Raw genomic sequence first — 14,890 nt, forward strand, 5'->3', positions numbered from 1 at the left:
TGACGTGCCAGATTGGTGGACTTAATCAGTGTTGCCCTAAGTATTCACTCGAACAGAAGGAGGCGGCTGTCGATCACTATCTAAACCATGATTGTTGTGCTGCTGAAACCTTGAGGGCTTTGGGATACCCGGGGCGAGGAACGCTTGTAGCGTGGGTTGAAGAACTGCGCCCGGGAACCGTGAAGCGCATTGTCGGCAAAGCTGGGTGCGTTCCGAAACCCCGCGAGGTGAAGCAGGCGGCAGTCATCGAACTGTGCACCAGAGACGAAAGTGCAAGCGTGGTTGCCCAAAAGATAGGCGTGAGCAGGCCGACGCTATACAACTGGAAAAACAAGCTACTCGGTCGTGAGGTTCCGGCATCCATGAAACGCCCCAAGAATCCAGCATCGACCCCTGAGCGGGCAGAACTGGAGCGGCAGGTCGAATCGCTTCGACGCGAAATACGGCAGTTGCAACTCGAACACGACATCCTGAAGAAGGCACATGAACTGTTAAAAAAAGGCCTGGGCGTCGACCCGCAACTCCTGAGCAACCGGGAGAAGACGATGCTGGTTGATGCCCTGAGACAAATCTATGCGCTGCCAGAACTGTTCGCCGTATTGGGGCTTGCCCGCAGTTCCTACTTTTACCACCGCGCACGACTGCGGGTGTCTGACAAGTTTGCTGACGTGCGTCGTACCATCACGAGCATCTTCGAGCTCAATCATCGTTGCTACGGATATCGTCGGATTCGGGCGGCTCTCGGTCGGCAGCAGGTCTTCATCTCGGAGAAAGTCGTGCGGCGTCTGATGAAGCAGGAGCGCCTGGCCGCTGCCACCACGAGGCGGCGTCGCTACGGCTCTTACCTGGGAGAAATCAGCCCTGCGCCGGAGAACCTCATCAATCGCGACTTCCAGGCGGCAGCCCCGAATCAGAAGTGGCTCACCGACATTACGGAGTTTCAGATCCCGGCCGGCAAGGTATATCTGTCACCCGTCATCGACTGCTTCGATGGACTGGTCATCAGCTGGTCAATCGGCACGCGTCCGGATGCCGAGCTTGTGAACACCATGCTGGACGCCGCCATCGAGAAGGTGGCCAACACCAACGATCGGCCAGTCATTCGTTCTGATCGCGGTGCCCACTATCGCTGGCCAGGGCGGCTCTCACGTATCCGCAATGCGAAGCTCATCCGCTCGATGTCGCGCAAAGGATGCTCGCCTGACAATGCGGCCTGCGAAGGCTTTTTCGGCCGGTTGAAAACCGAACTGTTCTATCCTCGGGCCTGGCAGGCTACAACCATGGACCAATTCATTGCGGCAGTTGATTCCTACATCCGCTGGTATAACGAAAAGCGGATTAAAATCTCGCTTGGCTCACTCAGCCCTCTCGAATACCGTCAGAGCCTTGGGCTTGCAGCATAACCAATAAACGAGTCCAGGATTTCCGCCGCACCCCCCTTCGGGACAGCGGACGCGTTGCTGGACGCCGGCCGGCACGGTCGGCGGACCGCCAGCGAGATGCCCAAAGGAGAGCTGTGGATGTTCGAGGGCGGCAACCACGGCGTCAGCAACTTCGCGGCTGAGCATCTTGGCCCCGCGCCGACTGGCTCCTTGTCCACATGTAGCCGCGAGGATCTTTCTACCGGCGGTTTCAAGAGTGAAGCGCAACAGCGGGTTTAATGTTTAGAGCCTTGAGGTTGACTTGCTGAAGCAAGGGTCGCGGCGAAGACCTCGAACGGCGAATGGAAGGCATGAGTTGCACGAGGTCGGCTGTTCAGACTGTCGGCGATAGCGTCAAGTTCGTCCTGACTGTAGACCGAAAGGTCCGTGCCTTTGGGCAGATACTGGCGCAGCAGCCCGTTGGTGTTTTCGCAAGTGCCGCGTTGCCAGGGACTGTGCGGGTCGCAGAAGTACACCTTCACGCCGGTTGCGGCGGTGAGTTCTTGATGCCGCGACATTTCTTTGCCCTGGTCGTAGGTGAAGCTCTGCCGTAATGGCGCGACAATCGAATTGAGTTTGGCGGAGAAGCCGGCCAGCGCTGAAGCGGCGGTGGCATCTTCCATCCTGGCAAGCAGCACCAGACGGCTGGTCCGTTCGACCAGCACGCCTACCGAGGACTGGTTGCCGGCACCCTTGATGAAGTCGCCTTCCCAGCGCCCAGGCAGCAGTCGGTCTTCGATTTCGGGCGGCCGCACATGAATACTGACCATGTCGGGAATCTGTCCGCGCCGGTCTGTGCCCCGTGTACGCGGCATGCGCGTGCTGTGGCCATGGCGCAAGCACGCAATGAGCTGACGGCGCAGTTCGCCGCGCGGCTGGGCGTAGATAGCCGTGTAGATGGTTTCGTGCGAAACCTGCTGGGTCGGGTCGGTCGGATACATACGCTTCAGTGTGCCCGATATCTGCTGAGGTGACCATTTCCACTCGAGCAGAGTGAGAACGATGCGCCAGCAGACGCTTTGCAGGCAAAGCTTTGGGGGGCGGCGACCCGCGCTGCGGCGTGCGGCACTGAGCGCTTCAGCCGACACGGACGCGTAGCCAGCAGGCAAGCTGTTTCGCGCCAGTTCACGGCTAACGGTGGCTGGCGAGCGACCGAGTATCCGGGCCATGGCCCGGATACTCGAACCCTGCAGATGCAGACTTGCAATGATCAGGCGCTCTTCAGGCTGAAGTTGTTGATACTGAGTTCTTTCGTGCATCGCAACACCTTATACGAAACAGGTGTTGCACTTCAGATTTGAGGCCGCCACCTATACGTTCACATGTGCGCCTCCCGTGCGGACAACGCCTTTCCGGTCAGGAGAGAGGTCATGGACAAAAGTGTCAGCTTCCCGCGGATCTCGAATAATCACAGTCTGCGGGGTTGCCAACGTAATGGCCGCTGCACGCAACCGCTTGAGAATGTCGAACAGCAGGTCGCTCCTCGTATCGCCTGCTATTCTTGGGCTGCGAACATAGCCGGTGACACTCAATGTGATGCCGTCGGCGGCGAGCTGACTGAACATGACCGACGGTGCCGGATGGTCCAGTATCGACGGGTGCGCTTCGTACGCCGCGAGCAGCAGATTGCGCACCTGTTCGGGATCGATGTTCAACGGGAAGGTGAGCGTGAGGGTCGTGACACCCTGGGTCCGGTTTCCCATCGTCACGTTGCGCACGTTTTGCGAGATCAGGTGGGAATTCGGGACGATGACCGTGGACCGGTCGGCGAGCTGGATTTCGGTAGCGCGAACGTTGATGCGGCGGATGTCGCCCTCGACGCCCGCAATACTGACGATATCCCCGACCTTGACCGGGCGCTCGGTCAGCAGGATCAGCCCGGAGATGAAATTCTTGACGATTTCCTGAAGCCCGAAGCCGATGCCGACCGACAGCGCGCTGACGATCCATGCGAGGCTGGTCCACCGCACACCCAGTATCGACAGCGTCAGCAGCGTGACAAGCACCCGGCCCGTGTTGACGAATAGCGCGAGCAGTGTGGCTCGCATGCCGACGCTCATACCGGTTTTCGGCAGTAACTCCTGATCCAGCCATTTGCGCACGGACCGGAGCAGGTACAGGCCAACACCCAGCGTGAGAACCGCGTTGACAATGTGTTCGGGAACGATGTGCAGCCTGCGCAGCCGGTTGCCGCCGACGATCTCGAGGATGGTGCTAGCCAGGCCGGCGGGCGTGGTGCCGAAGCCGCCGGTCAGCAGCGCGATGACCGCGATCGCCAGCAGCAGGCTGCGGCCCACCGCGGACATCACCGTCGAAGCCTGTTCGAGGTGGATGTCGTCCAGCCCGAATAGCTGCTTGATGGTTTTGCCGCTGGCATGGTGCGCCGAGAAGAGGTTTTCGCAGATGTCCTCGGTGAGCCTGCTCAGCAGGTAGAAGCTGCACAGGACGAGGTCGAACCAGACGAGTTCATAGGTCAGGAATCGAGCAACCGAAATGTAGCCGGTAAGCAGCGAAAACAGCGCGCCCACGACGGCAATGGTGACACCGGCGTGGATCAACCCGGCGACGGTCGAACGGACCTCCGGCGGTTCTCCTGCGGCGGCCAGCGCATTACGCACGCGGTTTGCCCGCAGCAGAGCGGCGCCGATGGTCAGTGCGACCACCAGCGAGACCACTCCGCGTCCGAGCAGCGTCATCTGCACACTGGTATCGACTGTTCTGTTGAACTGCTCCACCGTGCCTGAGAGCATGAGCAGGGCGGCAAGTATCCTGGGGAATGGCTCGATGGCGCGCGCCACCGGATCGGCCATGACCGTCAGGCGCCACGAGGGTCGGTCACTGCACAGCAGCGCCCGGCCCAGTCCCGCGATCATTGCGCAGGTCAGGGCAAGCGTAGTCAGTTCGCTGGCGAAATCCCGCAGGTTGGCGTTTAGTGGCTGCTGATGAGTCAGGGCAAGATAGATGAGCCGGACCGCGCATGCAGCGGCCGCCACGCTGGTGAGCGTGGTCGACAGCGCGATTGCGCTGCGTCGCAAACGGCCCTCGGGAAGGCGGTGCAGGCAGAACCATACCAGTGCCCGTTCGAGCAGATGGGCGCCTGCTGTCCATGTTCCGAGCGCGAGCAGCAGCATCAGTCCAATCGTGAATCGCTCGCCGGGTTGCCACGCCGACTGCAGTTGACCGGTAAGCAGCGAAATGAATGCCTTCAGCCGGTCAAGGTCGGTCGGTTCGGTCTGTAAGAGCGGTGCCCAGAACGCAGGGCCTAGAATGCTGCCGGAGCGAAAAGCGAGCTGGTTCTTAAGATGGTCATTGTGCAGCCGGCCAATCTGGGTAGTCAGGTTCGGCAGGTTCTCCCTGATGTTTTCCGCCTGTCCGATCTCGGCGTTGAGCCGCGCCCGCTGTTCCGCCATAGCGAGGCGCTGCTCCGCGACCGCGGGCGTCTCGACACTGGTGCCCGGAGCCGGCGCAGGACCGAGCACGTCAAGCTGGGCCTGCAATTTCGCGCGCCCGGGCACCAATGACGTAGCCAGGAGGTTGTCCACCCGGGCTGAAAGCTGCTGGATTGCTGTCTGCAGCTCGACGAATTGCGCGTCACTTGTCGCCGTCGATGCCCGCTGCTTGATCTGGTCCTGTTGAGTCTGCAGCTCCCCCAGAATTGCCAGGGTGTCAGTGCCATCGCCAGGCGATGCCAGAGGCGCAATTGCGATGAACTCCGACGGAGTGGCTGCCCAGACTGTCGGGAGAATCAGGCTGAATAACGCCAGCAGGGCGAGACGAAAGACGAAGTCCGGTACTTTGCGCATGATGGTGGACCCGGCAAGGGCACGTAATTGCGTATGGGGTGTGATGGCTCAGGCCTGTGGCGTGCAGCCACGCTGTCGCGACTGCGCCCAGCCTCGCGCATCCTCCGTGATGCGGCCGGCCAGGCTCGCAATGGCGAGTTGCTGCGCGCGCACCAGGTCCGCGTAACCACCCGGCGCCGCCTGCTGCAGCTGCGTATGGCAGCTCAGGCGGACACCGTTGGGGTCCTGCGCGAAACCGAGGCTCCAGTCAGCCTCGAGCTGCACCGCGTGCCCCGGCCAGGCGTCGAGGCGCCGGATCTGCAGCCTGATGCCCAGCACCGGTTGATTGATCGGCCGGGTGAGACCGGCCACGTCCTGGGTGCCCAGGCGGCGCACCAGTTCGGTGGATAGCGCGGCGCGCAGTTGATCGCCCAGCGGTGCGACCCAGCGCTCGTCGTCGAGCACCGCAACGCCGCTGTCGCCCTGCCGTACGACCATCGCCTGCTGGTCGAGCTCGGCGGGAACGCCCACTGGCAGCACGTCGATCGCGAACGGCGCGGCTGGCTGGGCGGAAGCGGGCTGTGCTGCCGGGGAAACCAGCGTGTAGTAGTGCACCGGCGCGGACGAGCAGGCGCTCAGGGCCAGCGCGACGGTGAGCGTGACTGCGCGCAGGCTGGCGCGGGCTGAAAAACTCATTGTTTGGACTCCTGTGAAGCGGAGGGGCTGGCCGCGGTGACCGGGGCCACGGCTGAACGGTCCGCTGCATGGCCGCGCAGCAGCGCTTCCGGATGGCGGCCGAGCAGATCAGTGAGCGTGCGCAGCGAGCGGGCAGTGCGCTGCACTTCCTGCAGCGTCTGGCCCAGGTTTTCCTGGAGCGGCCCGTCTTCGGCCAGCATGCCCTGCGCGGCGCCGAAGGTCTGGCGAGCCTGCTCAAGGGTCCGCGTGGTCGCCGGCAGCACCTGGCCGTTGATCTGCTTCAGGGTGCTGTCGAGGTCCGCCAGACCCGTGTCGAGATGGCGTGCGATCGAGTCGAGCGGCATCTTGTCGATCTTGCCGACGATGCTTGCTATCTGCTCCTGCAACTGGTCGAAGCCCCCGCTCGCGGTCGGTAGCGTAAGCGGTCGCGCGTCGACGTCGTATGAGACCTTCGGGGCGTTCGGTACGAACTCGAGCGAAATATAGAGCTGTCCGGTCAGCAGATTGCCGGAGCGCGCCTGTCCGCGCAGACCGTGCGCGACCATGGTGGACAGGAATTGCGCTACCTTTTCGATATCGCCATTTATTTTGGGCAGCTTGTCGAGCACCGGTCCGAGCCGCTGCGGATAGACCTCGATGCCGACGATCATGGGAAAACGCTGCGTGGCCGGGTCGTAATCGAGTTTCATGGAAACCACGCGCCCGAAGTTGATTCCCGAAAACACCACGGGAGCGCCCCTGGACAGGCCGCGCAGCGACTGTGCGAAGCGCAACTCGATGTACTGGGCCGGACCGTCTGGCGGCGCCATCGCGGTCTCTTCATCTTTCGCCAGAATGAACCGGCTGCCGCCTGGGCCGGCGCTCGTGCTGCCGACGGGCGTGGCGAACGCAATTCCGCCGCCAACGATCGTGGCCACGGATTGCGTCTTGAGCTTGAAACCGTCAGCACCCAGCGAGAGGTCGACCCCGCTCGCATTCCAGAAGCGGGTGTCCGCCGTGACAAACCGGTCATACGGTGCATCGACGAAGATCTGTACGCTGACGCCGTGGCCATCGGCGTCGAGCCCATACGACGCGACGCGGCCGACCTGAATGCGCCGGTAGTAAACGGGCGAGCCGATGTCGAGCGAACCGAGGTCGTCCGCATGAATCGTGAAACTCGTTCCCGGCGTCCCACTGATGACGGCGGGAGGCGTCTCCAGCCCCGTGAACGCTGTGCGCGCGACCTCCGAGGTGCCGGTGTCCACGCCGATATAGGCGCCCGACAGCAGCGTGTCCATACCCGAGACACCGGTCATGCCCAAACGAGGCCGGACGACCCAGAAGCGGCTGTCCGCGCGCGCCAGGCTCCGCGCGCTCCTGGCAAGCGAAACCGAGGCGACCACGTGCGAGCCATCGTCGCTGAGCGCGACCGTAGATACGGTTCCGACCGTCACGTCCTTGTATTTGACAGGGGTCTTGCCGGCCTCCAGCCCCGCAGCGGTCCTGAACGAGATGGTGATTTCCGGGCCGGCCGAGAGCCACGCGTGGATCACCATCGACAGCCCGATCAGCGCGGCGACGAGCGGCACGAGCCAGACGGGCGATACCCGCCAGCGGCTACGGGTGACGCGAGGATCTCGGGGTTCGGGTAGCGGCTTGTTTGATACAGGATTCATGTTTCCTCAGCGTCCCAGATGAGTCGGGGATCGAAGTTCATGGCGCAGAGCATGGTGAGAATCACCACGAGGCCGAAAAAGAGAATGCCGATGCGCGGCTCGCTGTCGGACAGCGCCTGGAAGCTGACCAGCGCGCAGACGATTGCCACCACCATCACGTCGAGCATCGACCAGTAGCCGACCGCTTCGACGAGCCGGTACAAACGGGCACGCTCGCTCATTGCCCAGCGACTGCGACGTTGCGTGGTCGCGAGCAGCATGCTGAGGATCAGGAACTTGGCGCACGGCACGACTACGCTTGCAATAAAGATCACCGACGCAATGCCCCAGGACCCTGCTTTCCAGAACTCCACGACGCCGTAGAGAATCGTGCTGTCGCTGCCGTGTCCCAGAAGGCTCGTGTGCATGACCGGCAGCACATTGGCGGGGATGTAGAAAATCAGGGAAGCGATCAGGAACGCCCACGACCGTGCGATGCTGTCCGGGCGCCGCCGATGCAGGGCTCGTCTGCAGCGCGGGCATTGGGCGTGTCCGTCCACGCGCGGCATATGTGCGCAAACCAGTCCGCATCCATGGCAGGCAATCAGGCCGAGTTGTCCCGCGCGAGGAGGTGGCTTCATGCTGTCTCCGCGTCGGTCCATGCCCACAGCAAGTGGACATCGCGACTGGCGATCATTGGGATCAGCACCATCAGCGTTGCCGTGGCCCAGATGCCGGGACCAGCTGCCACCTGCACGAAGCTGGAAAGTTTGATGATCGCCACGAGCATGCCAAGTACGCCGACCTCGACGATGCTCCACGGGCGCAGCATCGCAAGCAGCCTCATGCTCCATGCGAAACCCGGCGCCCGGCGTGCGGCGCGGGCAAATGCCAGTACCCAGCCGAGCAGCGCGATCTGCAGAAGCGGTACCACGACAATCATCATCGCAGTGGCGAGCGCAATCGGTGCAACCGCGCCGTGCGCCAGCGCTGCCGCGGACTGCCAGAGCGTCGTCTCGCTGTGCAGGCCCTGCAGGGAGATCCGGATCACCGGGCAGACGTTGGCGATCACGAAGACGATGGCTGCGGCGACGGTTAGCGCGAGCCACCGATCGACATCGAGCTGGCTCGCGCGATACAGGACCGCCGAACATTGCCCGCAGCGCGCCACCTCGCGCGTGGCCAGCGCGCGGCGGCGGTACACGCTGTCACAATGCTCGCAGACGACGAGAGTAGGGAAGGTTTGCATGAGCATCCAGCAATCAGGACGGCCTGCCACTGCCGCCGGCCACCGTCCGCTGCTGTTGGACGTGGCCCATCTGAGCCGCGCGCGCGTCGAAGTACGACGTCGCATAGTCGATGAACGCCCGGACCTTCGCCGTCATCAGGCCCCTTTCGCGATATGCGAGCCTGAGTTCGGCGTCCCCGCTCATGAGCTCGAAGTCGGGCAGCAGTCGTACCAGCCGGCCATCGTCCAGCTCATTGCCGATCATCGTAAGAGGCAACGCGCCGAGACCAGCACCGCTCATCACCAGTTCCTTGTTCAACGCGGCGTTGTTGCTCGACACGTCGTATTCCAGTGGCACGGCGATCTGTTCGCCACCGCGCCGGAACCGCAGTTGTGGTTCGCTGATCGACGCAAGTATTGTGACGAAGCGGAATGCGGCAAGGTCGATAGGCCTTTGCGGTAGCTGGCGCCCCTGCAGATAGCTGGGCGAGCCCACCACGGCGAGGGGCAGGCGACACAACGCACGGGTGATCGTGAGCTCGCTCGTGAGCATGAACGGCAGCACGATGCCGAGATCGAAGGCTTCCCTGATCAGATCGACTGGTCGTTCCGCCAGCGTCAATTCGAGCTGCACGGCTGGGTAGCGGGCACGGAACCCGGCGATCAGCGGTGGCAACTCTATCAGCGCCGCGGTGGTGTGGGCGACGAGCCGCAGTACCCCCGCAGGCGCCCGTGCGCGCTCCCCGGTACCGGCCTCGAGCAGGTCCAGTTCAGCCACCACGCGCGAGCAGCCGGCGTAGAACTCCTCCCCGGATTCAGTGAGTGCGAGGTGTCGGCTCGTGCGCTGAAAAAGACGCACACCGAGCCTGGTTTCGAGCCCCGTTATCGCGCGCGAGACGACTGCCTTTGAGATGCCCAACGCATGCGCGGCGTGCGTAAAGCTCTGCATTTCGACGACGGTACAAAAAGTCCGCAGCGTTTCGAGGTGGTCCATAAGTGTTCGCAATCCAAAGTATATCTAAATTGAAACCATACGGTTCAGTATAGTGAAAACACACTGTTGCTGTCAACGTAAATAAACCATACAGTTTAGTTATGTTAAAGTCCAAACCTGTAAAGATGGAAGCTCGGTCAGGTGCGTCGCCGCCGGCGGCGTCGTCGATCGATCGCATAAACAAAAGGAGAGCCCGGGATGAGGGGGAAAACGGAAGCAAAGCGGCAGGCGATTGTTGACGCCGCGTTCGAGGTGTTCAGTGAGGTGGGGTTCGAGCAGGCGTCGATGTCCGAGATCGCGGCACGGGCAGGCGGGTCCAAAGCCACGCTGTACAGCTATTTCGAGTCGAAGGAAGAGATGTTCACTGAGTTCATGACTGCCGCCGCGCAGGAGGAAGTCCGGGCGGGGTTCGAACTGCTCAAGACCTCGGCGCCGGTTCGCGATGCACTGACGAGCTTCGGCACGCACTATCTGGTTGCGGTGCTGAAACCGCAACTGCTCGCGGTACGCCGTCTCGCGCATCGCGAAGGCGGCCGGTCGAAAGTCGGCGCCCTGTTCTATGAGCGCGGGCCGAAGCTCGGCTGGCAAACGGTGGCTGTCTTCCTGCAGCAATTGATTGACACCGGGCAGCTGCGCAGCTGTAACGCAGCCATCGCGACAGCGCATCTGCGCACGCTGTATGAAGCGGAGTTGATGGAGCTTTGCCTGTTTGGCGTGCCGGCCGATACCAGCCCCCGCAACATCGCGAAGGTCGTCCAGAGAGCGGTCGACGTGTTCCTGGCCGCCTACGGACCCACGGACCCAGCACAAACCAGGCATTGATGATCGGGCAGCGGCGATGGCGCTCCAGACGAGGATCTGGCGCTGATAGGAAGTCAGGATCATGGTCGGGAGTCGTATTCAGGTGACCCGCACGCCGCTTGCCTCGATGTCGGAGATGCCACGCTCAGTCATCATTTCTTCCAGATTTCGCAGCCTCAGCACATAGGCCACGTACCAACGCACGCACATCAGGATCACATCAAGCGGATAGTGCAGCCGCTGCAAAAGCTTGGCAATCCCTGGGGCAGGGTCGTTTGCGGCGTCAGTGTCTTTTTCATCGTGGGATCAATGCGTTTTCCTCAGGCCGACATTTCAGTGTTTCCGCGCTAATGCGACAAAACCCTACAAGCCGTCGAACAGTCTGGGGAGAGTGTTACTGAGACTCGACGGTGTCGAGGGCGCGCTTGCGCTGTCTCGGCAGGGTATTGGCAGTGGTACGCGCCGAACAACTGCGAGCACAGTTGAGCAAGTGCGAGTAGGATCACGGCTTGATCTGCGTGCTCGACCTCTCCTGCATTGAGTACGTCATCGTGGACCGGAGCAAGAGGGCGCAGTTGCCGAAAAGTGGCGGCGTCAAATCTCATGTTGGACCTCCTGTGGTCAGACGGTGGAGCGCACACTAAGCAGCCGGTCCCAAGGCGTCGTTTACGCTTGAGCTGCCGGGCTCGTTGAAATGTTGGGCGAGCTGCAGCGAGTTTCAGATGTGCCTCCCCTCAGGACACTCAGCACCCAAGGTCGGCACCACGGTCGCTGGGACGGCAAAGGTCGCGCATGCCAGGCTCTGTTCACATTTTCACGAATGGTCCAAATGCAAAGGCCGGCCTGCCGAATTCAGCACCAAGTGCAGTTTGGTGCTCAGTCTGCGTCGCGAATGTGCGAGCGCTTGTGGACCCGTGGCAGGCTGCAAATCCGCTGCATCCGCCGGTGATTTCGGCGAAGCACTTCGCACAGCAAACGGCTGTAGTCTCTGGCCAAAAATAGCTCATGCGCTTCTGGACGCCTTCCTTCAACTCGCCGCATTCGTCGCAGCGATCCAAGACACGGACCTGCATCGGTCGGGAGCGCCATTCGAGTTCGTTCATGTCAGCAGCCCTCGCGCTGATCTCCGACGCTGACGGCGATGAAGTTCGCGGCCATCCGTCGCAGTTCTGGCGAGGTCGGATCAGCTCGACGCAGCTCGACCAAATCTCTTGCGTTCGTGCTCATTGTGGCCTCACGGAATGCAGATGCGGCTAAGGTCAACGGCCCGGCGGTACACGTTCTTACCCAGCCAAGGGACGAACGTGTACTCGTCGTACGCGTTGCTACCGATATAAATCAAGTTATGCAGAACGTTGAACATGGCGCCACCACTTAATTGAAATCACAAGGTCCATGGAATCAGGATAGATGGACGACCCAAATAAAACCATTGTACGAACGGTCGCTGCAGTCCAACGTTGGCATAGCGCGCTCATACGTTTGAATGCCTCTGGGCATCCAGCAAGGGGGCTCCGAGTCTTGGCGGCGATGTAGCCGGAGCCGTTACCCTAAGCCAGTCATACGATGGTATGAGACAGCCATACCTCTAACGAGGCTCCGCCTCAGACCGACGAGTGGATTGGTGACTGCGTGGCGCGGCCGGTGTAGGGCGGCGAGATCGTGCTGGACGCGAGCGCGTCCGCAGAGGTCGTGCGCGTCAGTGTGGAGAACCAGGGGCAGCCGATTTCCGCCGGGAATCTCGAACGGATTTTCGATCGCTTCTATCGGATCGATCCGTCGCGCAGTTCGCTGCCGTCATCGGCGCTGTCAAAAGGGCCCACCGGGTCCGCCGGGTCCATCGGATCGACCGGGCTCGGGCTCGCCATCGTGCGCATGATCATGGAACTGCACGGCGGCTCGGTGCATGCGCAAAGCGATGCGCGCAGCACGCGGTTCGTGCTGATGTTCCCGCGGGCTTGTGTGAGTGTGTCCAGCGGGCCTAAACCGGCCCCGCCGTGCTTCTGGCTTCACTGCCCCACGTGCCCCCGAGCGCTTTCAGCAACAACACACTAGACTCCAACCGCCGCTCGGCGCTCTGATCCGCGATCCGGCGATTCGTCAGCGCAATCGTCTGCGCGGTCACCACGTCGAGATAGCTGACCGCGCCCGCCTTGAAGCGGTTCGTCGTGAGCCGCAAGGAGAGATCCGCGGCCGTGGTGCGGCCGGCGTAGCCCGATAGGAAAAGACAGCCGGATCGGCTTGCGCGTCTCGATCACGTTGATCGAGACGGCGGAGGGGTCGTCGGCGGCGAGCACGCTCCGTTGCATAGTCTCGCCGGTGTCGTTGCACAGAGGCCCTGAAGCACCGGGCGCGCCATGGGCAACGAACAGCCTAAATGCCGATACCTCAAGGTTTTTAACGCACCCGATGCCGAGCCCGTCGACGACCAGCATCGTCGTCGAGCTCGAAGTCGTTGCGAAGTGCGCAAATCAAGAGAGTCGCGCCGCACTCACGCTGCTTGTGCACATTGCGCAAACTGACATGGCTGATCGTGTCATGCGGTGAACTTCCCGGTCGTCTTCCTTTTATCGGACGGCCATCATGACGTGGAGTACGCGTTCTCGCGAGAAACGCTCGAAGTCGAGTTGACATAAAGGAAATGAGCATAATTTCGACTGTCAGAGCTTTTTAGAAATGTCCGGTTCTGGCTCATTAGAAATGTCCGGTTTCCTGCTCCGGGCTGGCTGTGGCGCATGCTGCGCATCACAGCCAGCCCGGAGCCAGACCATGAACGGACGTGGATTCATCACGATCAGCATGCACGAACTCGAGCGCGTGAAGATCATCGAGGCGGTCGTCCAGCATCGCCTGACGATCGTACTGGCGGCTGAACGGCTGCAACTATGTGAGCGTCAGATCAGCCGGCTGGTGCGACGCTACGAGTCCGCTGGACCGGCCGGGCTCGTGTCGGCGCGGCGTGGACAGCCCAGCAATCGCGAACTGCCGGTTGATCTGCGGGCGCGGGCTATGGCGCTGGTGCGTGAACGCTACGCGGATTTTGGGCCAACGCTGGCCTGCGAGAAGCTGGCCGAATGTCATGGTGTGGTGCTGGCGAAGGAAACCGTGCGACGCTGGATGCGCGATGCGGGCCTGTGGATTCCGCGCAAGCAGCGGCCGCCGAAGCTTCACCAGCCGAGAAACCGGCGGGCATGCCTGGGCGAACTGGTGCAGATCGACGGCAGTGATCACCGGTGGTTCGAGGACCGCGCGCCGGCGTGCACGCTGCTGGTGTTCATCGACGATGCAACAGGCCGGCTGATGGCACTGCACTTTGCGGCGACCGAATCGACCTTCAGCTACTTCGAGGCGATGCGCGCGTACCTTAAACAGCATGGCAAGCCGGTGGCGCTGTACAGCGACAAGGCCAGCGTCTTCCATTGCAACAGCCATTCGGTGACGCCTGGCAAGGGTGTGACGCAGTTTGGCCGCGCGCTGTACGAGCTCAATGTGGATACGTTCTGCGCCAACAGCAGCCAGGCGAAGGGGCGCGTCGAGCGCGCGAACCTGACGTTGCAGGATCGTCTTGTGAAGGAACTGCGGCTACGCGGCATCAGCACGAAGGAGGCCGCCAATGCTTATGCGCCCCACTTCATCGCTGACTTTAACGGTCGGTTTGGCAAGATGCCGCGGAGCACATTCGATGCACACCGGCCGCTGCGTGCCGACGACGATCTTGATCTGATCCTGACCGTTCGTGTGCCGCGGCGCGTGTCGAAGGTGTTGACGGTGCAATATGACCGTGTGATCTATCTGCTGGAGGATACGGTGGCGAACCGTAGTCTGATTCACCGTTATCTGGATGTGTTCGAATACCCGGACGGACGCATCGAAATCCGGGTGAATGGTGCTGCCCTGCCCTGTGCGCCATACGACCGGCTCTCGGAAATCGATCAGGCGGCGGTGGTCGATAACAAGCGGCTCGGGCACACACTGCAGATGGCGCAGGTCATTCAGGCACAGCGTGATGACAGGCGGGCGTCGGGCTCGCCATCGAGGACCAACCAGGGCGAAGCGCCGCGGCCGAAGGAGCGCAAGGTGGGCACCCGCAAGCAGCGCGAGCTGACGTGGGAGGAGCTGAATGAAGCGATTCTGGGAACTGCCGGAATGCGGGTTGGCTCGGTGCTTAAAAGCCCGGCGGCCTCAAATCTGAAGTGCAACACCTGTTTCGTATAAGGTGTTGCGATGCACGAAAGAACTCAGTATCAACGTAAGCGCCTCGCGTCGGCCGTTCGTGATGTGTCGCGCGCATGTGGCACGCTATCGGTAACGCGTTGATCGATACCTCGCGG

General features: G+C 62.0%; 10 protein-coding genes and 4 pseudogenes. 4 read left to right on the plus strand and 10 right to left on the minus strand.

Annotated features, from left to right (window positions below; all coding sequences use genetic code 11):
• Nucleotides 1-35: 35 nt before the first annotated feature.
• Nucleotides 36-1,403 (plus strand): annotated as a pseudogene (locus tag OKW28_RS10105) (IS3 family transposase); the annotation flags it as partial.
• 254 nt (nucleotides 1,404-1,657) lie between these two features.
• Here the strand turns inward: OKW28_RS10105 and OKW28_RS10110 are convergent.
• The 7 genes from OKW28_RS10110 to OKW28_RS10140 are packed head-to-tail and all read right to left on the minus strand — an operon-like array spanning nucleotide 1,658 to nucleotide 9,758.
• On the minus strand, nucleotides 1,658-2,680 hold the full coding sequence (locus tag OKW28_RS10110) for an IS30 family transposase (RefSeq protein WP_429445190.1): 1,023 nt from the start codon (nucleotides 2,678-2,680) through the stop codon (nucleotides 1,658-1,660).
• A 51-nt stretch (nucleotides 2,681-2,731) separates the two neighbouring features.
• Nucleotides 2,732-5,224, minus strand: coding sequence for a DUF3772 domain-containing protein (locus OKW28_RS10115; RefSeq protein ID WP_429445192.1), 2,493 nt, complete (start codon nucleotides 5,222-5,224; stop codon nucleotides 2,732-2,734).
• 48 nt (nucleotides 5,225-5,272) lie between these two features.
• Nucleotides 5,273-5,899: a PqiC family protein gene (locus OKW28_RS10120; protein WP_429445194.1), complete on the minus strand. Its 627-nt coding sequence runs from the start codon at nucleotides 5,897-5,899 to the stop codon at nucleotides 5,273-5,275.
• Nucleotides 5,896-7,557 (minus strand): intermembrane transport protein PqiB, encoded by a 1,662-nt coding sequence (locus OKW28_RS10125; protein WP_429445196.1) that lies wholly within the window; start codon nucleotides 7,555-7,557, stop codon nucleotides 5,896-5,898. The genes OKW28_RS10120 and OKW28_RS10125 overlap by 4 nt, the downstream gene beginning before the upstream one ends.
• Nucleotides 7,554-8,177, minus strand: coding sequence for a paraquat-inducible protein A (locus OKW28_RS10130; protein WP_429445198.1), 624 nt, complete (start codon nucleotides 8,175-8,177; stop codon nucleotides 7,554-7,556). Before OKW28_RS10130 ends, OKW28_RS10125 begins: the two co-directional genes overlap by 4 nt.
• Nucleotides 8,174-8,740 (minus strand): paraquat-inducible protein A, encoded by a 567-nt coding sequence (locus tag OKW28_RS10135; RefSeq protein WP_429445201.1) that lies wholly within the window; start codon nucleotides 8,738-8,740, stop codon nucleotides 8,174-8,176. Before OKW28_RS10135 ends, OKW28_RS10130 begins: the two co-directional genes overlap by 4 nt.
• Nucleotides 8,741-8,798: 58 nt before the next feature.
• Nucleotides 8,799-9,758 (minus strand): LysR family transcriptional regulator, encoded by a 960-nt coding sequence (locus OKW28_RS10140; RefSeq protein WP_429445203.1) that lies wholly within the window; start codon nucleotides 9,756-9,758, stop codon nucleotides 8,799-8,801.
• Between the two features lie 198 nt (nucleotides 9,759-9,956).
• Here OKW28_RS10140 and OKW28_RS10145 point away from each other — a divergent pair, with 198 nt between their 5' ends.
• The gene (locus tag OKW28_RS10145) at nucleotides 9,957-10,580 is read left to right on the plus strand and encodes a TetR/AcrR family transcriptional regulator (protein WP_429445204.1); all 624 of its coding nucleotides are present in this window, start codon (nucleotides 9,957-9,959) and stop codon (nucleotides 10,578-10,580) included.
• Between the two features lie 114 nt (nucleotides 10,581-10,694).
• Here the strand turns inward: OKW28_RS10145 and OKW28_RS10150 are convergent.
• Together OKW28_RS10150 and OKW28_RS10155 are read right to left on the minus strand one after the other, a co-directional pair.
• A pseudogene (locus OKW28_RS10150) lies at nucleotides 10,695-10,858 on the minus strand (IS6 family transposase); the annotation flags it as partial.
• Nucleotides 10,859-11,365: 507 nt separating this feature from the next.
• Entirely contained in the window at nucleotides 11,366-11,662 is a 297-nt protein-coding gene (locus tag OKW28_RS10155) for a hypothetical protein (protein WP_429445206.1), read from the minus strand.
• Nucleotides 11,663-12,209: 547 nt separating this feature from the next.
• On the opposite strand from OKW28_RS10155, the pseudogene OKW28_RS10160 reads away from it, so the two are divergent.
• Nucleotides 12,210-12,515, plus strand: a pseudogene (locus OKW28_RS10160) (ATP-binding protein); the annotation flags it as partial.
• Nucleotides 12,516-12,540: 25 nt separating this feature from the next.
• Here the strand turns inward: OKW28_RS10160 and OKW28_RS10165 are convergent.
• Nucleotides 12,541-12,759 (minus strand): annotated as a pseudogene (locus OKW28_RS10165) (RND transporter); the annotation flags it as partial.
• 569 nt (nucleotides 12,760-13,328) lie between these two features.
• Between OKW28_RS10165 and OKW28_RS10170 the strand changes: the two are divergent.
• Nucleotides 13,329-14,774, plus strand: coding sequence for an ISNCY family transposase (locus OKW28_RS10170; protein ID WP_429446908.1), 1,446 nt, complete (start codon nucleotides 13,329-13,331; stop codon nucleotides 14,772-14,774).
• Nucleotides 14,775-14,890: the final 116 nt, after the last annotated feature.

Origin of the sequence: Paraburkholderia sp. 40, assembly GCF_050434105.1 — a bacterium.
Classification (GTDB): Bacteria; Pseudomonadota; Gammaproteobacteria; order Burkholderiales; family Burkholderiaceae; genus Paraburkholderia; species Paraburkholderia tuberum.